Here is a 21,869-nt window from a genome sequence, read left to right as displayed (position 1 = left end):
CAACTCATATCGTTAGGCCCACAGTTCAAGTCCTTCTGGACCCGCCATCCCCCGTGAAAAAGCCGCGCATCGCGCGACTTTTTCATTCCTGCGGGGCACGCCTTATCACCACCTCGCCCCTCTCCGAAGTTTCCTACCCACCCTCGCCATTGCCGTCCTACAAAGGCGCTCTGTAGCGTCTCCCACCGTCATGCCTCGGCATGGCCGGGAGTGGAATCCCGAACTAGCAGAAGCACCACCAGCGCCATAGCAGAGTCAGAGAAAGGGCTCACCTTTCAACGACCCTGGCAGTCTATGGCGGACCGTGCGAGGGGGGCGCATGCCCACCGGGCGTTCTGCGAGCCGGTATTCCACACCTCGTACGGTCCGCCACCCTCACGCAACCAGGATCAGGTGGCGGCTCCCCTGCAAGGAAGGAGTCTCATCATGTCCCACGACTATTTCGTTCCCAGCGTCTTCCACCGCCACCACCGTGCGTTGCGCGCGCTGCTCATCGATGACCAGGCCTGGGTCGTCGCCGGCGACCTCGGCCCGCTCACCAACCGCCATATCGACGACAAGCTGACCCGCAAGCTGGACCCGGACCAGTGGCGCAACGAGCGCGTGGAGAACCACCAGGGCGCGGTGGAAACCCTGTTGCTGATCAGCGAGAGCGCCGTCTGCGAGCTGCTCAAGGTCAACTTCTATCACCCCGAGCACCGTGGCCTGCGCCAGTGGATCACCGGCGAGGTGATCCCCGCGCTGCGCTCCCAGGCCACGCCGCACCTGCCCCGCCAGCGCCGGGTGACCTGGCAGGGCAGGGAGTTCAGCGTCATGGAGTGGCAGGGCCGCCAATGGGTGCGGGTGAAGGATGTGGCGGAGCTGTTCGAAGGCGGCGAACGGGCCACGCTGCAATAGAACGGATTCGGGGACGCATGGCGTCCCCGTTCCCTTGAGCCGTCCGCCGAGAAGCGCAGCAGCGGCAACGCAGTCAGTTTTTCAGCAGCCGGCTAGCGCTTGGCGATGATGTACACCGCATGCACGATGCCGGGGATGTAGCCCAGCAGGGTGAGGAGGATGTTCAGCCAGAAGGCGCCGCCGAAACCCACCTGCAGGAACACGCCTAGCGGCGGCAGGATGATGGCGATGAGGATGCGGATCAGGTCCATGCAAAAGCTCCTTGTAGGGAAATTCGTCTACCTCCTGATCGACTGCCAGCGAGCGCAAAGGGTTCCTTGCCGATGTTTCGGCGCCCCGCCCATAATCCGTCGCTCCCGCCCCTCCGGACCCGACCGCCCATGGCCATCTCCCGCGACGACCTCGACGAACACGGCCTGATCATCGGCGTCTCGCCCGAGCGTTTCCGCGCCGTGGCGATGCCCCTGCTGTTCGATCACCTCAACGCCCAGTGCGAGGGCACCATCGCGGTGAACCGTCAGGCGCGGATCGTCTGGATCAACGACAAGTACGCGCAGAAGATCGGCATCGCCGACCCGCGCAGCGTGCTCGGCAAGGAGGTGGAGGAGGTGCTGCCGGCCAGCCGCCTGCGCGAGGTGGTGGGTAACGGGCTGCCGAGCATGCTCGACCTGATGGCCTTCGGCGACGAGCACTTCGTGGTCACCCGCATCCCCCTGCGCGACGAGGACGGCACCCTGGTCGGCGCCCTCGGCTTCGTGCTGTTCGACCGCGCCCGCCACCTGCAGCCGGTCATGGCCAAGTACAACCAGTTGCAGACCCAGCTGGCCGCCGCCCAGCACGAACTGGCCCGCGCCCGCCGTGCGCGCTACACCATCGCCGGCTTCATCGGCACCAGCGCCGCCGCCAGCGAGGTGAAGCGCCAGGCCCGCCGCGCCGCCCAGCTGGACGCCACCGTGCTGCTGCGCGGCGAGACCGGCACCGGCAAGGAGCTGCTCGCCCAGGGCATCCACAACTTGTCGCTGCGCTCCAGCGGGCCCTTCGTGGCGGTGAACGTGGCGGCCATCCCGGAATCCCTGGTGGAGGCGGAGCTGTTCGGCACCGCGCCGGGCGCCTTCACCGGGGCCGACCGCCGCGCGCGGGCCGGCAAGTTCGAGCTGGCCGACGGCGGCACGCTGTTCCTCGACGAGATCGGGGATTTGCCCCTGCCGCTGCAGGCCAAGCTGCTGCGTGTGCTGCAGGAGCAGGAGGTGGAGCCACTGGGCTCCAACCAGGTGAAGACCCTGAACGTGCGGGTGATCGCCGCCACCCATGTGGACCTGGAGGCCAAGGTGGCCGCCGGCGAATTCCGCGAAGACCTCTACTACCGCCTCAACGTCCTCGCCCTGCGCGTGCCGCCCCTGCGCGAGCGCCGGGAAGACCTGCCGGCGCTGGTGGACTACCTGCTCGACGACATCGCCACCCGCTCCGGCCAGCCGCCGCTGGAACTGCAGCAGGGCGCCCTCGACCTGCTCTGCGCCCAGCCCTGGCCGGGCAACGTGCGCGAGCTGCGCAACCTGCTGGAACGGGCGCAGCTGCTGGGCGATGGCAACCGCCCGCTGGAGGCGCGTGACCTGCGCACCCTGCTGGTGGACCCGCAACCCGCCGCCCCTACCCCCCGCCCGCAGCGGTTGCTGCCGAGCCCGCATCGCCCGCCGTGCGCCCGCTGGCAGACAGCCTCGCCGAGGCGGAACGCGCGGCCATCCTCACCGCCCTCGCCGCCTGCGACGGCAACCGCACCCAGGCCGCCGAACGCCTCGGCATCGCCCGCGCCAGCCTCTACAACAAGCTCCAGGCGCACGGGTTGTAGCCGGGCCTGCGGGCGCGTTTCCCCGGGCTGCGGGCCGGAACGCCGGGGGATGGAGACGTGGCATCCACCCCACGGAACGCCCAGCCGGCGTAGGGTGGATCGCGCTTCATCGATCCACGCGGTGCAGGCTCGATCGCGGGTAGGGCGCGCATTTACCTGCGGCCAAGGTGTTTGGGGGGCGTGCGCGTTGGTGGATGGAAAAGCGCCATCCACCCTACAAAACTGCGGGTCGGCACGTCGGGGGATGGAGACGTGGCATCCACCCCACGGAATTCCCAGGCGGCGTAGGGTGGATCGCGCTCTATCGATCCACGCGGTGCGGGGTTGGTCGCCGGGCAGGGCGTGCATTTACCTGCGGCTACGGTGTTCGAGGCGAGCGCGTTGGTGGATGGAAAGAGCGCCATCCACCCTACAGCCCGGGGCATCGCGCTCGGGTTATGGGTTGTCCATATTTTTGGACATTTCGTGCAATAGGCGTCCAATAAACAGGACACTGTCCATTTTTATGGACATTCCAATCGCTCCGCTCTCCTTCCCGTTAATGGCTCAAACCCAGTACCAGCGCCTTTCCCGGGGCTTTTCAGCCCACTTGGCACAGCTTTCGCTCTATACCGGCAAAGGGCCGACCCAGGCCCGGCCGCTGCGGCGGTTCAAAACAACAACAAGAAGGAAATCCCATGGGTACCCTCGGAATCCTGCTGTCCCTCGCACTGCTGATGTTCCTGGCCTACCGCGGCTACAACGTGTTGATCCTGGCGCCGCTGATGGCGCTGCTGGCGGTGCTGTTCGCCGGTGATGCGGCGTTGATGCTGCCCACCTACACCCAGGTGTTCATGAAGTCCCTGGGCGGCTACCTGATCCAGTTCTTCCCGCTGTTCCTGCTCGGCGCCATCTTCGGCAAGTTGATGGACGACTCCGGCTCGGCCCGCGCCATCGCCCAGGGCATCGTCACCCGGCTGGGTCGCGAGCGGGCCATCCTCGCCATCGTGCTGGCGTGCGGGCTGCTGACCTACGGCGGCGTGTCGCTGTTCGTGGTGGCCTTCGCCGTGTACCCCATCGGCACCGCGCTGTTCCGCGAGGCGGGCATTCCCAAGCGTCTGCTGCCCGGCGCCATCGCCCTGGGCGCCTTCACCTTCACCATGACCGCCCTGCCCGGCACACCGGCGATCCAGAACGCCATCCCCAGCCCCTTCTTCGGCACCGACGCCTTCGCCGCGCCCATCCTCGGGCTGATCGGCGGGCTGATCATGCTCGGCCTCGGCAGCTGGTGGCTCGCCGCCCAGGCCCGCACGCTGATGGCCGCCGGCGAAGGCTACGGCAGCCATAAGGACGACCCCACCGAGCAGGGCGGCCTGCCGGTGACCGGCTTCTGGCTGGCGCTGCTGCCGATCCTGCTGGTGATCGCGCTGAACTTCCTGATGGCCAAGCAGGTGCTGCCCAACCTCGACACCAGCTACCTGGCCAAGCCCGAATTCGGCGGCCTGCAGGACGCCAAGTCGGTGATCGGCATCTGGTCGATCATCGTCGCCCTCGGCGCGGCGGTGCTGCTGCTCATCGGCCTGCACTGGCGGCGCTGGGCGGACCTGAAGCAGAGCCTCAACGACGGCACCTTCGGCTCCATGCTGCCGATCCTCAACACCGCCTCCGAGGTGGGCTACGGCACCGTGATCGCCTCCCTCGCCGGCTTCGTGGTGATCCGCGACCTGGTACTGAGCGTGCCGGGCAACCCGCTGGTGTCCGAGGCGGTGGCGGTGAACATCCTCGCCGGCATCACCGGCTCCGCCTCCGGCGGCATGTCCATCGCCCTCAAGACCCTCGGCGCGCAGTACCTGGAGATGGCAAACGCCGCCGGCATCAGCCCCGAGCTGCTGCACCGGGTCGCCGCCATGGCCTCCGGCTGCATGGACACCCTGCCCCACAACGGCGCGGTGATCTCGCTGCTGGCCATCTGCAAGCTGACCCACCGCGATTCCTACAAATTCATCTTCATGAACACGGTGATCTTCCCCCTCGCCGCCCTGGTGGTGGTGATCACCCTCGGCAGCCTGTTCGGCAGTTTCTGATGAGTAGCCCGTGGGAGCGAATTCATTCGCGATGCGGCCCGCAGGCACGCCCCGGGTCCGCTGCGCGGCCCTTCGCGGCTGAAGCCGCTCCCACGGGAGAAGCAGGCAGCCCCCAATTCCACGCTCGAGGTACGACATGAGCAAAGTGATGAGCGCCGCCGAGGCGGTGGCGCGTATCCCCGACAACGCCCACCTGGCCACCGGCGGCTTCGTCGGCATCGGTTTCGCCGAGGCCATCGCCATCGCCCTGGAGCAGCGCTTCCAGGCCGAGCAGGCGCCGCGCGACCTGACGCTGGTCTACGCCGCCGGCCAGGGCGACGGCAAGGGCCGGGGCCTCAACCACCTGGCCCACGAAGGGCTGGTGCGCCGCGTCATCGGCGGCCACTGGGGCCTGGTGCCCGGGTTGCAGAAGCTGGCGGTGGAAAACCGCATCGAGGCCTACAACCTGCCCCAGGGGGTGATCTCCCAGCTGTTCCGCGACATCGCCGCCGGCAAGCCGGGGCAGCTGTCGCGGGTGGGCCTGGGCACCTTCGTCGACCCCGAGCACGGCGGCGGCAAGCTCAATGCCCGCACCACCGAGGAGCTGGTGCGCCGCATGCCCCTCGACGGCGAGGACTACCTCTTCTACAAGGCCTTCCCCATCCACGTCGGGGTGGTGCGCGCCACCAGCGCCGACGAGGACGGCAACCTGACCATGGAGCGCGAGGCGCTGACCATCGAGAGCCTGGCCATCGCCATGGCCGCGCGCAATTCCGGCGGCCTGGTCATCGCCCAGGTGGAACGGGTGGTCGCCCGTGGCTCGCTCAACCCGCGCCAGGTGAAGATCCCCGGCATCCTCGTCGACTGCGTGGTGGTGGCCGCGCCGGAGCACCACCAGCAGACCTTCGCCACCGCCTACAACCCGGCCTTCGCCGCCGAGGTGCGGGTGCCCGAAGGCAGCCTGCCGCCGATGCCGCTGGACCTGCGCAAGCTGATCGCCCGCCGCGCCGCACTGGAACTCAAGCCCGGCGCGGTGGTGAACCTGGGCATCGGCATGCCCGAAGGCGTGGCGGCGGTGGCGGCGGAAGAAGGGGTGATCGACCTGCTCACCCTCACCGCCGAGCCCGGCGTGATCGGCGGCGTGCCGGCCTCGGGCCTGGACTTCGGCGCGGCCTGCAACCACAGCGCGCTGATCGACCAGCCCTACCAGTTCGACTTCTACGACGGCGGCGGCCTGGACCTCGCCTTCCTCGGCCTGGCCCAGGCGGATGCGGCGGGCAACCTCAACGTGTCGAAGTTCGGCACGCGCCTGGCCGGCGCCGGGGGCTTCATCAACATCAGCCAGAACGCCAAGGCGGTGGTCTTCGTCGGCACCTTCAGCGCCGGCCCGCAGGACATCCGCATCGAGAACGGCGCCCTGCGCATCGTGCAGGACGGCGAGCTGCGCAAGTTCGTCCGCGAGGTGGAGCACCGCACCTTCGCCGGCCGTCTCGCCGCCGAAGCCGGCAAGCCGGTGCTCTACGTGACCGAGCGCTGCGTGTTCCGCCTCACCACCGAGGGCCTGGAGCTGATCGAGGTCGCGCCGGGGGTGGACATCGAGCGGGACATCATTGAGCGCATGGACTTCCGCCCCATCGTCCGCGCGCCGAAGCTGATGGACGTGCGCCTGTTCGGCGAGGCGCGCATGGGCCTGCGCGGGATGATCGACGGTTGTGCGTGAAACCACGGGCCCACCCTTGGGCCCGTGGCTTTTTTCAGGTGCATCCCGTAGCACCCCGTGGGAGCGGCTTCAGCCGCGATGCTCGTGCTTTACCTCGTTCGCGAATGAATTCGCTCCCACAGACCGGCGTTTCGCCAGTCGGGGCGTAGGGTGGATGGCGCTTTTTCCATCCACCAATGGCGTTCGTCGCGAGCCCACATGGTGGACCGATGAAGCGTGGTCCACCCTACGCCCTGGCAAGGATCACCTTTGCCAGGATGAGAAATCAGAAGCCCTATCTGAGCTCGCGTCGCTACGGCAAATTGACATGGAATCTCCCACAGAGCCGCGTCTACCGCTCCCCCAACTTATGCCGCGCGGCATACAGGCAGATCATCTCCATCGCCAAGGTGGCGCCGGCCAGGGCGGTGACTTCGGCGTTGTCGTAGGGCGGTGCCACTTCCACTACGTCCATGCCCACCAGGTTGATGCCGCGCAGGCCGCGGAGGATTTCCAGCGCCTGGTGGCTGGAGAGCCCGCCGCACACGGGGGTGCCGGTGCCGGGGGCGAAGGCCGGGTCGAGGCAGTCGATGTCGAAGGTCAGGTACACCGGGTTGTCCCCCACCCGCGCGCGGATGCGCTCGGCGATCTGCTCCGGCGTGTGGCGGTGCACCTCGCGGGCGTCCAGCACCTGGAAGCCCATCACGTCGTCGTTGGTGGTGCGCAGGCCGATCTGCACCGAGCGCGCCGGGTCCACCAGGCCCTCGCGGGCGGCGTGGAAGAACATCGTCCCGTGGTCGATGCGCTGGCCCTCTTCGTCCGGCCAGGTGTCGCTGTGGGCATCGAAGTGGATCAGCGACAGCGGCCCGTGCTTGGACGCGTGGGCCTTGAGCAGCGGGTAGCTGATGAAGTGGTCGCCGCCCAGGGTGAGCATCGCCGCGCCGGCCTCGAGGATGTGCGCGGCGTGGGCCTGGATCGCCTCCGGCGTGTGCTGCGGCGTGCCGTGGTCGAAGGCGCAGTCGCCGTAGTCGATCGCCGCCAGGTGGTCGAAGGGGTCGAACTCCCAGGGAAAATGCCGCGCCCAGGCCATCTGCACCGAGGCGGCGCGGATGGCGCGGGGCCCGAAGCGGCTGCCGGGGCGGTTGGTGGTGGCGGTGTCGAAGGGCACCCCGCTCACCACCAGGTCGACGCCAGCGAGGTCGCGGCTGTAGCGCCGGCGCATGAAGCTGGTGATGCCGGCGTAGGTGGCCTCGGCGGCCGTGCCCAGCAGGCTCGGCCGGGTGATGGCCTGGTCGTTGTCGAAGGCGTGTTCCATGTCATCGGGCTCCGTCGGGGGTGGGGTGTGCGTCTGCGCGGGGTCAGTACTGGGTGCGGAAGCGCGTCCAGATGCGGGTGCGCTCGCGCTGCTCCTTGAGGGTCAGCGCCTGCTCGCCGAACAGGCGGTCGCGCACGGCCTGGTCCGGGTAGATGTCCGGGTCGTTGGCCACCGCCGGGTCCAGCAAGGGCGTGGCGGCCTGGTTGGCGTTGGCGAAGAACTGGCTGTTGGTCAGCTCGGCGATGGCCTCGGGGCGCAGCATCCAGTCGATGAAGGCGTGGGCCGCCTGGGGGTGCGGCGCGTCGGCGGGGATGGCCAGGGTGTCGAACCAGATCAGCGTGCCCTCGCGGGGGATGCGGTAGACCACCTCGAAGGGCATCTTCGCCTCGCGGGCCTGCTCGGCGGCGATGGCGGCGTCGCCGTTGTAGGTCAGCGCCAGGCAGATCTCGCCCTTGGCCAGGTCGTTGATGTGCTTGCCGGCGCCGACGTAGCGCAGGTTCGGCTGCAACGCGGTGAGCAGGCCCTGGACCGCTGCGAGGTCGGCCCTGGCGGTGCTGTACGGGTCCTTGCCGAGGTAGTGCAGGGCCACGCTGATGACCTCCTGCGGTGAGTCGATCACGGCGATGCCGCAGTCCTTCAGGCGGCTGGCGTATTCGGGCTTGAACAGCAGGTCGAGGCTGTTCAGCGGCGCATCGGGGATGCGCTTCTGCACCGCGTCGCGGTTCAGCCCCAGGCCGATGGTGCCCCAGGTGTAGGGCACGCCGAAGCGGTTGCCGGGGTCGACGCTGGCGAGCTTGGCCAGCAGCTGCGGGTCGAGGTTGGCGTAGTGGTGCAATTGTTCGCGCTGCACCGGCTGCACCGCATTGGCCTTGATCGCCCGCGCCAGGCCGCTGCTGGCGGGGAACACCACGTCATAGCCGCTGCCGCCGGTCATCAGCTTGGCGTCGAGGGCCTCGGCGCTGTCGAAGATGTCGTACTTCACCCGGATGCCGGTCTCGGCCTTGAAGCGCTCCAGCGCCTGGGGCGGGATGTAGGCGGACCAGCTGTAGAGGTTCAGCTCCCGGTCCTGCCCATGGGCGGGCAGGACACAGGCGGCGAGCAGGGCGACCAACAGGGAAAGGCGCATGGCGAAAGCTCCCGGTGCGGTGATGGGGCGATCCTGCGCCGGGCTTTGCTTCGGATAAATATGAAGTGTTCTACTTTGGCATCGCTCGCCATCGATGTTTGGAGACTCCATGCTCGCCCAACTCCAGGACCTGGACCTGCAACTGCTCAGGCTGTTCGTCACCGTGGTCGAAAGCGGCGGCTTCAGCGCCGCCCAGGGCGCGCTGGGGGTGGGCCAGTCCACCATCAGCACGCAGATGGCCAAGCTGGAGACGCGCCTGGGCTTCCGCCTGTGCGAGCGCGGCAAGGCCGGCTTCCGCCTGACCCCCAAGGGCGAGCAGGTGCTGGCGGCCACGCGGCGGCTGTTCGGCGCCATCGAGACCTTCAAGGGCGAGGCGCGGGGCATGGCCGACATGCTGCTGGGCGAGCTGCGCATCGGCCTCTCCGAGTCCCTCGACGATGCCGTGATGCAACGCCTGGCCGATGCCATCCGGCGCTTCCGCTCGCGCCGCCAGGCGGTGCGCATCGAACTGCTCAGCGCCATGCCCGCCGAACTGGAGCGGCGCCTGCTGCAGGACCAGCTGCACCTGGCCATCGGCTACTTCTCCGGCAACCAGCAGGCGCTGGAACACCGGCCGCTGTTCGTCGAGGAGCAGCTGCTGTTCTGCGGCGCCGGGCACCCGCTGTTCGACCGCACGCGCGTGACCGAGAGCGACCTGCGCCAATGCGACCGGGTGCTCCACCCCTACCGCTTCATCGGCGAGGCCGAGCCCTTCCAGTCCGCCGCCAGCAGCGCGGTGACCGAGCAGGTGGAAGGCACCCTGGCGCTGATCCTCTCCGGCGCCCACATCGGCTACCTCCCCCGCCACATCGCCGCGCCCTGGGAGGCACGCGGGCTACTCCGCGCCCTGCTCCCCGAGCGCCTGGGCTTCGACGTGGAATTCCGCCTCACCCACCACCGCGGCCGCGAACCCAGCGAAGCGCAGCAGGCGTTCGTCGAAGATCTGGTGGCCGCCTTCGGCGCCTTGTAGGGGCGAATTCATTCGCCAAGCAGTGCGCAGCGCTGCCCCGACTTGGTGCCCCCGGGAGCACCGCTGGTAGATGGAAAAAGCGCCATCCACCCTTGTATCTCGACTAAATACCTCCACAGGGGTAATAGTCCCCGACTGATCATCGGGGGAGGGGCTGGAAGTCGTGTCCACCCTTAGGCCTCGAGCCTGCAACGTAGATAGTGCTCCGCCCCTCCACACTCACTCGAAAAATCCGAACGGTATCCAGAGCCTCGAGCTCGCATCTACAAGGTTGGGTCGGGTGCAGTGATGATCGCGTCTGAACGGATCGGAAGGAGTACTCATGCCCAGCGTCATCGGCCTCGACATCGCCAAACACACCTTTGACCTCGCCACCCTGCAGCCCAACGGCAAGTACCGCACCAAGGCCAAGCTGGCCAACGACAAAGCGGGTTTCGCCGTCTTGCGCGACTGGCTGAACAAGCACAGCGAACCCGGTGCCTGGGTCGTGATGGAGGCCACCGGCATCTACCATGAAGCCCTGGCCGAATGGCTGTTGGAGCACGGCTATCGGGTCTGTGTCCTCAACCCGGCGCAGATCGCCCACTACGCCCGTAGCCAGTTGCAGCGGGTGAAGACCGACAAGGTCGACGCCAAGCTGATTGCCGAATACGGCGAGCGCCATCAGGACAGTCTGCGTCCCTGGCAACCCGAGCCCCGTGCCGTGCGGCGCTTGAAAGCCCTGGTACGGCGCCTGGAGGACCTGCGCGAAATCGAGCAGATGGAGCGCAACCGCCTGGAAGTGGCCGATGCCAGCGTCCAGGCCTCGATCCAGTCGGTGCTGGAACATGTCGGGCAGGAGATCGAAGAGACCCTCAAGGCGATCGACGACCACATCGACAACGACCCGGATCTGCGCGGCAAGCGCGACCTGCTGACCAGCATCGACGGGATCGCCGACAAGACCGCTGCCCTGCTCCTGGCGGAGCTGGGCGACCCACTGCGCTTCGCCAACAGCCGCGCCGTCACCGCCTTTGCCGGGCTCAATCCGCGGCTGCAGGAATCCGGGAACCACCGGGGACAAACGCGCATCTCCAAGACGGGCTCATCGCGCCTGCGGGCCGGCCTGTTCATGCCCGCGATCAGCGCCCTGACGTACAACGAGGCGATCAGGGCCCTGAGCGAACGGTTGAGGGCGAAGGGCAAGACCGGCAAGCAGATCGTCTGCGCAGCGATGCGCAAGCTGCTGAGCATCGCCTACGGCGTCTTGAAATCAGGCCGGCCATTTGACGCAAAACTGGCCCTTGCTCACTAGGAATCAAGACGGTATCTACGCCCCGATCAGCTCCCGGGCCTCGATGCCACTGACTTGCCGCTTGAAGCTTGCTGCTTGCCGCTGCGGCCCCGCCGCTACATGTACCACCGATATTCCCGCGCACTGACCTCGTTGATGAAGTCGAGGTATTCCTGGCGCTTGTTCTCGCAATAGACCATCACGAATTCGCTGCCCAGGCCTTCGTTCACCGGGGCGCTCTGGCGCATGGCGGCGACGGCGGCGGGCATGTCGGTGGGGAAGTCGATGCCGCTGGAGCGGTCTTCGTTGAGCGGAGGGATGGGCTCTTTCGCGGCGTCGAGGCCGTGTTCCATGCCGGTGAGGATGGCGGCCAGCACCAGGTAGGGGTTGGCGTCGGCGCCGGCCAGGCGGTGTTCGATGCGCAGGTTGCGGCCGTCGGACTCGGGGATGCGGATGCACGCGTCGCGGTCTTCGAAGCCCCAGCTTGCGCGGCTGGCGGCGTTGACCATGGCGCCGTAGCGGCGGAAGGCGTTGTGGTTGGCGGCGAAGATCGGCATGCAATGCGGCAGCAGCTCCAGGCAGCCGGCCACGGCGTGGCGCAGGGGGCGCTGGCCGTCGGCGTCGAGCAGGTTGTTGCCCGCATCGTCGTAGAGGCTGACGTGCACGTGCATGCCGCTGCCCGGCGCGTCCAGGTAGGGCTTGCTCATGAAGCTGGCGCGGTGGCCGTGCTTCAGCGCCACGCCCCGGGTGCTGCGGCAGAACAGGGCGGCCCAGTCGGCGGCCTTGAGGCCGTCGTCGCAGTGGCCGAAGTTGATCTCGAACTGCCCCGGGCCCAGCTCGGCGGTGATGACGTTGGCCGCCACGCCCTGCTGGTTGGCGGCCTCGACCATCTCGTGGAGCACGGTGGAGAAGCGCGACAGGCGCTCGATGTGCATGTTCGGCTGGTCGTCCTCGTCGTCGCACAGGGCATCGCGAGGGTATTGCGGCAGGCCGTTCTTGAGCGTGCGGTCGAACAGGTAGAACTCCAGCTCGAAGGCCACCACCGGGCGGATGCCGCGACGGGCCAGGCGTTGCAGCACGCGGGCCAGTACCTCGCGCGGTTCGAACTCGATGGGCGCCTCGGTGCCGTCGGAGGTGATCAGCATCTGCCCCAGCGGCTGGCGCTCCCAGCACACCGGCTTGAGGGTGCCCGGCACCAGGCGCCGTGGCGCGTCCGGGTCGCCGTCGGCGAAGCAGTAGTCACCGATGGGGTACAGCCCGCCCTGGGTGCCCAGCAGCACGCAGTTCTGCGGCAGCTTCAGCGGGCCGCCGGCGGCGACCTTCTCCAGCATCTCCACCGGGTAGCGCTTGCCGTAGAAATGCCCGGGGATGTCCAGGCAGATCAGGTCCACGTAGCGGACCTCCGGGTACCGGGCACGGAAGGCACGCACTTCGGCGAGCAGGTCGGGATGCGGGTTTGTTGTTGTCATCGCTGTGGTCCTGCAAGAAAAGATAAGAGTCGGTTTAGGGCTGAGCGAGCTAGAGCGAGGCAAGGCGAAAGCGATCGAGGAAGCGGAGTCTACGAGCGGTAAATGAGCATTCTGAGATCGCTTTCAACGCCGCATCGCCGACGCGCAGCCGGCCATAAGCCGGCTCTAGGTGAATACCCATAGGACTCGAGTGGGCTTATCGGAAAGGTTGGCGTAGCGGAACTGCGCATGGGCCGGCAGCTGGAAGCTGTCGTTGGGGTGCAGCACCACCGGTTCCTCGGCGTCGTCGAGCCAGATGCAGAGTTCGCCTTCGAGCACGAAGCCGCCCTGCTCGGAGCTGTCGTCCAGGTGCCCCTCGCCACTGGTGGCGCCGGGTTCGAGGTGGCTTTCGAGCATGGAGAAGCCGGCCGACATGTTCGGCGAGGCGAGCACGTCGGTGATGCCGCCGGCGTAATAGAGCGTGCGGCGCTCGCCGGGGCGGGTCACCCAGCGCACCTCGCGGGGCTTGCTCAGGCTGTAGAAATAGGTAGTGGGCACGCCCAGCGCCTCGCTGATGGCGGTGAGGTCGGCCACGGTCGGGCGCGACAGGCCGCGCTCCACCTGGGAGAGGAAGCCCACCGAGCGGTCGATGCGCGCGGCCAGCTCGCCCAGGGTCAGGTTCTTGTGCTTGCGCAGGTCGCGGATGAGGATCGCGAGGCCTTCGATCTCGTCTTGCATGTCCATGTCGGATCTCCTTCGGTGCCGGCGTCAGGCCAGGTCGCGCAAGCGATACCAGGCTTTGCCGGCGGCTTCCAGCGGTGCGGCCAGCAGCGAGCCGCCGGGGAAGCGCGGGTTGTCCAGGCCCTGGTAGAGCGCGAGCAGCTGCTCGTCGCCGAGGATGGCGTCGGCCACCGCGCGGGCGCCGGCCAGGGTCGGCAGGATGCCGTGGCCGGAGAAGCCCTGCAGCCAGTAGCGCTGGCCCTGGCGGCCGATATCGGGGGTGCGCTTCATGGTGACGTCGATGTGGCCGCCCCAGCCATAGTCGATCTGCACGCCCTTGAGCTGCGGGAACACCCGCTCCAGGTAGGGCCGGGTGGCGGCAGGCACGTCCTTGGGCAGGCCGCCCAGGTAGGTGCAGCCGCCGCCGAACAGCAGGCGATGGTCGGGGGTGAGGCGGAAGTAGTCGGGCACGAACTGGTTGTCGATCACGCAGCTGTTCTTCGGCAGCAGCGAGCGCGCCAGGTCCGGGTCCAGCGGCGCGGTGGCCACCTGGTAGGAGCCCACCGGCAGCAGGCGCGAGGACAGTTGCCGATCGAGGCCGTCGACGTAGGCGTTGCAGGCCAGCACCAGCACGTCGCCACGCACTTCGCCCTCGGGCGTGCGCGCCACGTAGCCGGCCGGCGTCTCGCGGTATTCCAGCACCTGGCTCTGCTCGAAGATGCGTCCGCCGGCCGCCTCGATGGCGCCGGCCAGGCCCTGGGCCAGCTTCAGCGGGTTGAGGTGGGCGGCTTCCGGGTCATAGAGCGCGGCCTTGTAGCGCGGGCTGTCGATCCATTCCGGCAGCTCGTCGCGCTCGATCAGGCGCATGGCGTCGTAGCCCCACTTCTGCTCGGCGTCGCGCTGGGCCTCGCGCAGCAGTTCGACGCGACGCTCCAGCACCGCCGTCCACAGGCTGCCGACGCGGTAGTCGACATCGAAGCCGTGGCGCTGCGGCAGCTCGCGCATCTCGCCTGCGGCCCAGCGCATGCTGTCCCACAGGCGGCGGGTGCGCTCCTGCCCCAGGGCCTTTTCCAGCGGCGGCATGTCGCACGACCAGCCCAGCAGCGCCTGTCCACCATTGCGCCCGGACGCCGCCCAGGCCACGCGGCTGGCCTCCAGCAGCACCACGCGCTTGCCGGCCAGGGCCAGGCGCAGAGCTGTGTGCAGGCCGCTGAAGCCGGCGCCGATGATCAGCACCTCGCTGTCCAGGCTGCCCTGCAGGCGTGGGCGCAGGGGGATGGAGCCGGGGTAGCTGGCGGCGTACCAGGTGCCGACATGCTGGGCGGATTGCTTGAACATGCGAGGCCTCATGAAATTTGAATTGATGAATTTCATGAAAATATAGCATCTGAATTTCACGATGCCAAGCGACTCGATGCCGATGACCTCGACCGGCTCACAGGATGGCGTTGCACCCGGGGCGAAAGCTGTTGTCCGATAAGCCGCCAAGAACCATCGAGTCGCGAAACCTCGCGGCCACAGGAGTGAACGGATGAAAGCACGATCCCTGGCGGCGCTCTGCGCCCTGGCGCTGCTGGCCGGCTGCAGCCATGACCAGCCCAGGCCCGAGGCGCCGCCGCAGCGCCTGCCCAACCAGGTGCAGGACCAGCCCACGCCCCTGGAGCTGCTGCGCAGCAACGCCGAGCGTGGCGACCTGGAAAGCCAGTTCCAGCTCGGCAGCCACTTCTTCGTGGGCAAGCCGGCGGATCTCAAGCAGGCCGAGTTCTGGTGGAAGCGCGCCGCCGACCAGGGCCACGCCATGGCGGCGGTGAGCCTCGCCTACCTCTACACCGGGCGCAACGACCCGGCCTACGCCAACCAGCAGGCGATGCTGAAGTACCTCAACCAGTCCGCCGCCGCCGGCAACCCGATGGCCCAGCACGTGCTCGGCAGCCTCTACCTCAAGGGCGAACAGGGTGTGCCACGCGACCCGGACCAGGCCCGGCGCCTCTACCAGGCCGCCTGCGGCCAGCGCTACGAGGCCAGCTGCGCGGCCCTCAAGAGCCTGCCCTGAACCCCGCGATCAAGGACGAACCATGCGCATCCCGCTCTGCCTGATGCTGCTGGCCCTGCCCGCAGCCGCCATGGCCGACGAAGGCACCGGCCCCTGGCTGCTCAGCAGCAGCGCGGCCACCACCTTCGCCCCCGCCACCACCAGCAACCTCAGCCGTGATCGGCGCGAGCCGGGCGTCTACGCGCTGGCCCGCGACGACGCGGCGGCCTTCGTCGCCAGTGACGGGCGCATCCGCGGCGCGCAGCTGGAACGGGCGCTGCAGGCCCTGCACCAGCAACCCGCGACGGCGGGCACCGACGACATGAGCCTCGCCCGCGCCCTCGCCGCCTCGGCCTACCGCTGAGGCGAACGCGCCAGCGGCAGCTCCGCATAGGCGGCGCGCTGGCGCTGCACCCAGGTCGCGTACACCACCAGCATCAGCAGCACGCCGCCCAGCACCAGGGACGAGCCGACGGTGCCGAAGTCCAGCCCGCCCCTCTCGTGGCTCTTGGTCAGCACGTCGCCCAGGGTCGCGCCGAAGGGCCGGGTGAGCACGAAGGCCAGCCAGAACAGCAGCACGGTGGAGAGGCGCGTCAGGTAGTGCGCGGCGACCACGATGGCCAGTGCACCACCGATCAGCAGAGCGCCACCGGCGAAGCCGAGCCCGGAATCATCGGCGAGGTAGTCGCCCAGCGCCGTACCCAGGGTGTTGGAGAAGAGGATCGCGCCCCAGTAGAACAGCTCGCCGCGCCGCGAACGGATGCGGTCCACCGACAGCGAACCCTCGGTGACCCGCCACAGCGCGAAGATGCACAGCAGGATGCCTATCAGGATCGCCGAGCCGGTGGCGTAGCCCAGGCCCAGGGTGCGGTCCATGAAGTCGGACATGGTGGTGCCGGCGGTGCTGGTGGAAAGGATCACCGCCCAGTACACCAGCGGGTTGTAGCGCTTGCTCGCCAGCTGCGTCAGCAGGGTGGCGAAGAACGCGCTGATGAGGATCAGCGAGCTGATCGCATAGCCGACGTCCAGCGTCATCGACAGCAGGTCCCCGGCCGTCTCGCCGAGCGTGGTGGCGCAGATCTTCATGATCCAGAAGGCCAGGGTGATCTGGGGCAACTTGTTCATCGCGACTCCCGGGGTCCGCCCGAAGAGAAGGCGCACCGCAGGCGGCCGCCGACGCGAGGCACGGACCCGGTCTGCCCCAGCGCGAGGCAAGGTTGCGGGCCCGGGAGTGAAAATGCGGTGAAGGAAGCATGAAGGGAATGTCGGGGTGTCCTTTCAGTGGCTCCCCGCGAACGCGGGGGCCCACTGAACGGGGCCCGCAGCCCGAGCCTCAGTCCGCCACCGTCACGCGGTTGCGGCCCTCGCCCTTGGAGCGGTAGAGCGCCTCGTCCGCGCGCTTGTAGAGGCTGGCGCGGGTGTCGCCCGGCTCGCTCAGGGCCACGCCGATGCTCACCGTCAGCACGCCGGAAACCTGCGAGCCCTCGTGGGGGATGCCCAGGGCCTCGACACGCTGGCGCACGCGTTCGGCGGTGCGGGTGGCGAAGTCCGGCACCAGGTCGCAGAACACCAGGGCGAACTCCTCACCCCCCAGGCGGGCGGCGATGTCCAGGGAGCGCCGGGGCAGCGCGCCCAGGGTCTCCGCCACCGCCTGCAGGGCGGCGTCGCCCATCGGGTGGCCATAGCGGTCGTTGTAGGCCTTGAAGTAGTCCACATCCACCAGCATCAGCCCCAGGCAATGGCGCTCGCGCTGGCTTTCGAGCAGGGCGCGCTCGAGGAGTATCTCGAACATGCGTCGGTTGAACAGCCCGGTGAGGCTGTCGCTGTCGGCCAGTTCCTTGAGCGCCGCGCGGGTGAGGAACTGGCGGCGCGTGGCGGATTCCTGGAAGTAGCGCGACATGCCGGCGAAGACCATGGCGACCAGGGGGTAGATGGACAGGGCGATGAAGTCGTCGAGATACCCCTCCGGCAGGTAGATCGGAATCGCCACCAGCATGGCGATGAAGGTGATCACCGCGCAGACCACCGAACCCCAGTAGCTGTAGCCGACGGGGAAGAAGATGGCGATCAGCACCAGGATCATGCCGTCGAGGTTGAAGGGCATCCCCACCTGCTCCAGCACCTGCATGTAGAGGATGTTGCTGACCAGCGTCGTGGTGCCGATGAAGAACACGGTACAGGGCACCCAGAAGACGCCCGCCGAGCGATCGTTGCCGTAGAGCACCATGATCGCCGAGAGCATGATTCCGGCCAGGGCGATCAGGCGCATGCCGAAGATCGCCGGGGTCAGCGCCGCCTCGTAGTGGCGCAGGGCGTAGAAGACGTCGAAACCGAGGAAGAACAGCAGCGCCAGCAGCAGCGTGCAGAGGGCGCCGATACGCGTATTGCGAAAGGCCCGGTAGTTGGAGATACGGTATTCCGCCTCCAGTTCGGGCTCGAAACGCAGCCATCCAAAGCCTTTGTTGAGCTGCCGCGTGTAACGGCTCTCGGCGTAGTGGCTGAGCAACAGCTGGACCTTATCCATCCCTGACCTCACCTCCCGCACCCTCAGGTAAACAGCTTTCAGGGGATCGCCCATGGAAGCTGACGTGCCAAAAGTATGGCATGGCGCCACCAGCGCCAACCGTCCCTGCATCAATCCTTGTACGGGTTTCAGGCCATACCGCTGGTCGTCAGGCGCCGCCTCGCAACCCCTGGCGACATGCCGCTGAAACGCTTGAAGGGGCGACGGAATGCCGCATCCGATGGCCAGCCGAGCTTCGCGAGCAGAGCTCGCTCCTACGGGAGCCGGCGTCGTGCACAGCCGTAGGTTGGGCCGAGGTACGAGGCCCAACGCGCGGAGTCGAACACGGCATCGTTGGGCCTCGCTGCGCTCGGCGCCAACCTACAGGGAGCGCTCCCCCGGCGTAGCCAAGCTTCGCGAGCAGAGCTCGCTCCTACGAGAGCCGGCGTCGTGCACAGCCGTAGGTTGGGCCGAGGTACGAGGCCCAACACGTGGAGTCGAGCACGGCATCGTTGGGCCTCGCTGCGCTCGGCGCCAACCTACAGGGAGCGCTCCCCGGCGTAGCCAAGCTTCGCGAGCAGAGCTCGCTCCTACGAAAGCCGGCGTCGAGCACAGCCGTAGGTTGGGCCGAGGTACGAGGCCCAACGCGCGGAGTCGAACCCGGCATCGTTGGGCCCGGCATTGGGCATGGAATTAGCTGCCGATCACGCCGCCGTCGTTCTTGGTGATCAGCACGGTGGTGGAGCGCGGGCGGCTCTTGCCGTCGCTGGCGGGGTAGCTGATGCCGGGGTGCTGGATGTTGACCCACATGCTGCGGCCGTCCGGGGTGAAGGTGATGCCGGTCAGCTCGCAGCCGCGCGGGCCGACCAGGAAGCGGCGCACCTCGCGGGTCCTGGGGTCGGCGCAGAGCAGCTGGTTGCAGCCGATGCGCGCCATGGCCGGCTCGATGTCGTCGAAGTCGGTCTCGATCCACAGGCGGCCGGCGGGGTCGAAGGCCAGGCCGTCCGGCGAGGAGAAGGCGTCGCCGTTGATGGTGCCGATGAGGCTGGCCGGCACCGGCTGGCCCTTGTCGTCCTTGGCGCCCTGGGGTTCGCCGGCGAGCAGGAAGATCTCCCATTCGAAGGTGGTGGCGGTGGGGTCGCCGCCCGCCTCGTTCCAGCGCAGGATCTGCCCGTGCAGGTTGTGCGGGCGCGGGTTGGCGGCGTTCAGCGGCTTCTTGGCGCCGCGCTCGTCGTTGTTGGTGAGGGTGACGTAGACCTCGCGGGTCTCCGGGTGCGCGGCCACCCACTCGGGGCGGTCCATGGGCGTGGCGCCGAGAACGTCGCCGGCGGCACGGGCATTGAGCAGCACCTCGGCCTGGCTGGGGAAGCCGTTCTCGGCGGTGAGGCCGTTCTGCCCGTGCACCAGGGCCAGCCACTGGCCCTTGCCGTCGTCGTCGAAGCGGGCCACGTAGAGGGTGCCCTCGTCCAGCAGGTCGCGGGCGGCCCTGGGGTTGGCGGCGTCGAAGCGGCCGCTGGGCACGAACTTGTAGATGTACTCGCCCTTGGTGTCGTCGCCGTAGTAGTAGGCCATGCGCCCGTCCTTGCCGAGGGACAGGGTGGAGCACTCGCGGCAGAAGCGGCCGACGGCGGTGCGCTTCTTCGGCGTGCTGCCGGGGTCGAAGGGGTCGATCTCCACCACCCAGCCGAAGCGATGCGGCTCCTGCACGTGGCCGTCGTGGGGCTGGTCGCGGTAGGGCGTGGCGTCGAAGCGGGGGTCGGCGGTCTCCCAGCCGTAGTTCTTGCTCAACCCTTCCCTGGCGATGCCGTAGCGCTTGTGGGACACGCGCTGGGCATGGTCGGCCGCGTCGCGGTTGATGAAGTAGTTGTGCCAGTTCTCCTCGCAGGCGAGGTAGGTGCCCCAGGGGGTGACGCCCATGGAGCAGTTGTTGAGGGTGCCGATCACCTCCCGCCCGCTGGGATCGGAGGCGGTCTTCATCAGCGGGTGGCCGGCCAGCGGGCCGCTGAGCTGCATAGGCGTGAGGGTGGAGATGCGGCGGTTGTAGCGCGAGCCGGCGACCCGCTGCCAGTGGCCGCTGCCGTCCTTCTTCACCTCGATGACGCTGACGCCGTGGGCCGCCTGCTCCTTCTTCACGTCCTCCGCCTTGCGCTTGCCGTCGAGGTAGACGATGCCGGCGGCGTGCAGGGTGGGGTTGATGTATTCGTGGTTGACCACCAGCAGGCCGTGGTCGTTGGGCGCCTCCGGGAAGGGGAAGAAGTGCATGCCGTCATGGTTGTCGCCGGCCTGCTTGAGCTGGTCCTCCCAGGTTTCGCTGGCGTCGCCCTTGAAGGCCGGAGCATCGGCGAGTACGGCATCGCCCCAGGAGAAGAACGGCCGGGCGCTGTAGCCCTCGGCGACGATGACCTGGTCGAACGTCGCATCGAACTGCTGGGGCACGCCCTTGAAGCCCAGCAACCCGTCGTCGGCCACCGCACGGCAGGCGCTGATGCCGCCGCCGAAGAAGCCAAGGGCCGCCATCGCAAGGCCGCCCTTGAGCACGTTGCGGCGGCCGGCATCGACCATCTGGTCCAGGCTGCGGTTGCCGCTGGGGTTGATGGCCTCGTCGTCGTGGGCGGCGAGTGCGGCATGGAAGGCTGCGAAATCCTGGTTCATCACGTCTCTCTTCTGGTCTGCGCCGGCGCTGCGCGCTCAGCGTTCGATGCGGTAGTGGAAGGTGTTGCGTACGCCGGGCACGGCCACGGGCTGGCCGTTCTCCAGGCGCGGCTGGTAGCGGAAAGTCTGCGCCGCGGCCAGTGACGGGCGGATGAACAGCGGGTGACAGTCGCCCACCACCTGCGGGTCCTCGACACGGCCCTGCGGGTTGACCCGGTACTCCACCGTGCAGTCGCCCTGGATGCCCTTGTCGAGGGCGCGCTGGGGGTAGTCCGGCGCCTCCTTGGCAATCGGCAGGTACTGCCGGCTGTTGGCGGCGGCTTCGGCAGCGGCCTGGCGCGCGCGCTCGGCAGCCAGGCGTTGCTGTTCCGCCTGGCGGGCCAGGTCGAGCTGGCGCTGTTGTTCGGCGGCGGTGCGCTCGGCCTCCAGGCGCTGCTGCTCGCGGCGCTGGGTTTCCCGCTGCATCTGCTCCTGGCGCTTCTGCTCCTCCACGCGCTTGCGGGCCAGGGCGGCGTGCTCCTGCTTGCGCTGCTCCACGCGCGGGTCGACCTGCGGCTTCGGCGGCTCGAGCGGCACCGGGGGCGGCGCCACCGGGGCGGGCTCGGCCACGGCCGGCTGCACCGGCGCCGGGGGCGCGGGGGCCGGTTCGGGCACCGGCGCGGGCAGGCTGATGAGCTGGGTGGTGAGCACGCGCTGCACGGGCTCGGCGGGGCGCTCGGGGGCCCAGCCGGCCATCAGCAGCCCCAGCACAGCCAGGTGCAGGGCCAGGGCGCAGCCGGCGGCGAAGGCGTGGCGCCAGAACCCGGCAGCGGGCAGGCGCAGGCGGGAAAGCGGGGTGTCGCCCATGACCATCACGCTCATTGCGGCGCCTCGGTGATCAGCCCGAGGTTGGCCACCCCGCCCTGCTGCAGCGCGGCCATGGCGGCCACCACCTTGCCGTAGCCGGCGTCCTGGTCGGCGCGGATGTACACCTGGGTGTCGCCGCGCTCGGCGATCAGCGCACCCACCTTGGCGGTCATCTCCTCCAGGGCCACGGCGCTGTCGGTCCGGTTCTCGGTGTCCAGCTCGGTGCCGAGGTTCCAGTAGTAGCCGCCGTCGGCCTGCACCGAGAGGGTGAGAATGCGCTGCTGGCTGTCACGGGGCAGCGCCTCGCTGGCCACCTTGGGCAGTTCGATCTTCACGCCCTGGGTGAGCATCGGCGCGGTGACCATGAAGATCACCAGCAGCACCAGCATCACATCGATATAGGGCACCACGTTCATTTCGGCCTTGGGGCCGTGCTTGCGCTGGGGGCGGACGAGCATGCT

Annotated in this window: 18 protein-coding genes and 1 pseudogene; 8 read left to right on the top strand and 11 right to left on the bottom strand. The window is 68.5% G+C overall.

The annotated features are described in order from the left end of the window. Positions 1 to 426 precede the first annotated feature (426 nt). On the top strand, positions 427 to 897 hold the full coding sequence (locus PHLH3_RS02960) for a phage antirepressor (protein ID WP_173177614.1): 471 nt from the start codon (positions 427 to 429) through the stop codon (positions 895 to 897). 92 nt (positions 898 to 989) lie between these two features. Here the strand turns inward: PHLH3_RS02960 and PHLH3_RS02955 are convergent, their stop codons facing one another. Then, positions 990 to 1,148: a YqaE/Pmp3 family membrane protein gene (locus PHLH3_RS02955; RefSeq protein ID WP_009615518.1), complete on the bottom strand. Its 159-nt coding sequence runs from the start codon at positions 1,146 to 1,148 to the stop codon at positions 990 to 992. Positions 1,149 to 1,277: 129 nt separating this feature from the next. Here PHLH3_RS02955 and PHLH3_RS02950 point away from each other — a divergent pair. From PHLH3_RS02950 to PHLH3_RS02940, 3 genes and pseudogenes are all read left to right on the top strand, one after another. Then, positions 1,278 to 2,743: pseudogene (locus tag PHLH3_RS02950) on the top strand (sigma 54-interacting transcriptional regulator). A gap of 677 nt (positions 2,744 to 3,420) precedes the next feature. Continuing rightward, positions 3,421 to 4,806, top strand: coding sequence for a GntP family permease (locus PHLH3_RS02945; RefSeq protein ID WP_213628171.1), 1,386 nt, complete (start codon positions 3,421 to 3,423; stop codon positions 4,804 to 4,806). A 136-nt stretch (positions 4,807 to 4,942) separates the two neighbouring features. Then, positions 4,943 to 6,505 carry an acyl CoA:acetate/3-ketoacid CoA transferase gene (locus PHLH3_RS02940; RefSeq protein ID WP_213628170.1) on the top strand — a complete coding sequence of 521 codons (1,563 nt, stop codon included), beginning with the start codon at positions 4,943 to 4,945 and terminating at the stop codon, positions 6,503 to 6,505. 331 nt (positions 6,506 to 6,836) lie between these two features. Here the strand turns inward: PHLH3_RS02940 and speB are convergent, their stop codons facing one another. Then, positions 6,837 to 7,799 (bottom strand): agmatinase, encoded by a 963-nt coding sequence (speB, locus tag PHLH3_RS02935; protein ID WP_213628169.1) that lies wholly within the window; start codon positions 7,797 to 7,799, stop codon positions 6,837 to 6,839. Positions 7,800 to 7,842: 43 nt separating this feature from the next. Continuing rightward, the gene (locus tag PHLH3_RS02930) at positions 7,843 to 8,925 is read right to left on the bottom strand and encodes a polyamine ABC transporter substrate-binding protein (protein ID WP_213628168.1); all 1,083 of its coding nucleotides are present in this window, start codon (positions 8,923 to 8,925) and stop codon (positions 7,843 to 7,845) included. Between the two features lie 109 nt (positions 8,926 to 9,034). Here PHLH3_RS02930 and PHLH3_RS02925 point away from each other — a divergent pair, with 109 nt between their 5' ends. Together PHLH3_RS02925 and PHLH3_RS02920 are read left to right on the top strand one after the other, a co-directional pair. Next, positions 9,035 to 9,934 (top strand): LysR family transcriptional regulator, encoded by a 900-nt coding sequence (locus PHLH3_RS02925; RefSeq protein WP_213628167.1) that lies wholly within the window; start codon positions 9,035 to 9,037, stop codon positions 9,932 to 9,934. A gap of 322 nt (positions 9,935 to 10,256) precedes the next feature. Beyond that, complete coding sequence (locus tag PHLH3_RS02920) at positions 10,257 to 11,228, top strand: IS110 family transposase (protein WP_213624885.1); 972 nt, start codon at positions 10,257 to 10,259, stop codon at positions 11,226 to 11,228. Between the two features lie 95 nt (positions 11,229 to 11,323). Here the strand turns inward: PHLH3_RS02920 and PHLH3_RS02915 are convergent, their stop codons facing one another. From PHLH3_RS02915 to PHLH3_RS02905, 3 genes are all read right to left on the bottom strand, one after another. Continuing rightward, the gene (locus PHLH3_RS02915; RefSeq protein WP_213628166.1) at positions 11,324 to 12,676 is read right to left on the bottom strand and encodes a glutamine synthetase family protein; all 1,353 of its coding nucleotides are present in this window, start codon (positions 12,674 to 12,676) and stop codon (positions 11,324 to 11,326) included. Positions 12,677 to 12,841: 165 nt separating this feature from the next. Continuing rightward, positions 12,842 to 13,399 (bottom strand): XRE family transcriptional regulator, encoded by a 558-nt coding sequence (locus PHLH3_RS02910; RefSeq protein WP_213628165.1) that lies wholly within the window; start codon positions 13,397 to 13,399, stop codon positions 12,842 to 12,844. A gap of 24 nt (positions 13,400 to 13,423) precedes the next feature. Then, positions 13,424 to 14,713, bottom strand: a complete 1,290-nt coding sequence (locus PHLH3_RS02905) for an FAD-binding oxidoreductase (RefSeq protein WP_213628164.1) — start codon at positions 14,711 to 14,713, stop codon at positions 13,424 to 13,426. Between the two features lie 193 nt (positions 14,714 to 14,906). On the opposite strand from PHLH3_RS02905, the gene PHLH3_RS02900 reads away from it, so the two are divergent. Together PHLH3_RS02900 and PHLH3_RS02895 are read left to right on the top strand one after the other, a co-directional pair. Beyond that, a complete protein-coding gene (locus PHLH3_RS02900) occupies positions 14,907 to 15,428 on the top strand; it encodes a tetratricopeptide repeat protein (protein ID WP_213628163.1) in 522 nt (173 codons plus the stop codon). A gap of 22 nt (positions 15,429 to 15,450) precedes the next feature. Next, on the top strand, positions 15,451 to 15,771 hold the full coding sequence (locus PHLH3_RS02895; protein WP_213628162.1) for a DUF2388 domain-containing protein: 321 nt from the start codon (positions 15,451 to 15,453) through the stop codon (positions 15,769 to 15,771). Here PHLH3_RS02895 and PHLH3_RS02890 read toward each other — a convergent pair. From PHLH3_RS02890 to tolR, 5 genes are all read right to left on the bottom strand, one after another. After that, complete coding sequence (locus PHLH3_RS02890; protein WP_213628161.1) at positions 15,762 to 16,532, bottom strand: hypothetical protein; 771 nt, start codon at positions 16,530 to 16,532, stop codon at positions 15,762 to 15,764. The two genes, PHLH3_RS02895 and PHLH3_RS02890, sit on opposite strands and share 10 nt — an antisense overlap. A gap of 208 nt (positions 16,533 to 16,740) precedes the next feature. Next, complete coding sequence (locus PHLH3_RS02885) at positions 16,741 to 17,931, bottom strand: diguanylate cyclase (protein ID WP_213628160.1); 1,191 nt, start codon at positions 17,929 to 17,931, stop codon at positions 16,741 to 16,743. Between the two features lie 672 nt (positions 17,932 to 18,603). Further along, positions 18,604 to 20,562, bottom strand: coding sequence for a PhoX family phosphatase (locus PHLH3_RS02880; protein ID WP_213628159.1), 1,959 nt, complete (start codon positions 20,560 to 20,562; stop codon positions 18,604 to 18,606). A gap of 36 nt (positions 20,563 to 20,598) precedes the next feature. After that, positions 20,599 to 21,423, bottom strand: a complete 825-nt coding sequence (locus tag PHLH3_RS02875) for a TonB family protein (RefSeq protein ID WP_213628157.1) — start codon at positions 21,421 to 21,423, stop codon at positions 20,599 to 20,601. Continuing rightward, positions 21,420 to 21,866, bottom strand: a complete 447-nt coding sequence (gene tolR, locus PHLH3_RS02870; protein ID WP_044412031.1) for a protein TolR — start codon at positions 21,864 to 21,866, stop codon at positions 21,420 to 21,422. Before tolR ends, PHLH3_RS02875 begins: the two co-directional genes overlap by 4 nt. Between the last annotated feature and the right edge of the window lie 3 nt (positions 21,867 to 21,869).

This window comes from Pseudomonas sp. Pc102, from assembly GCF_018408275.1.
Classification (GTDB): domain Bacteria; phylum Pseudomonadota; class Gammaproteobacteria; order Pseudomonadales; family Pseudomonadaceae; genus Metapseudomonas; species Metapseudomonas tohonis.
This window is presented reverse-complemented; position numbering and strand designations above follow the sequence as displayed.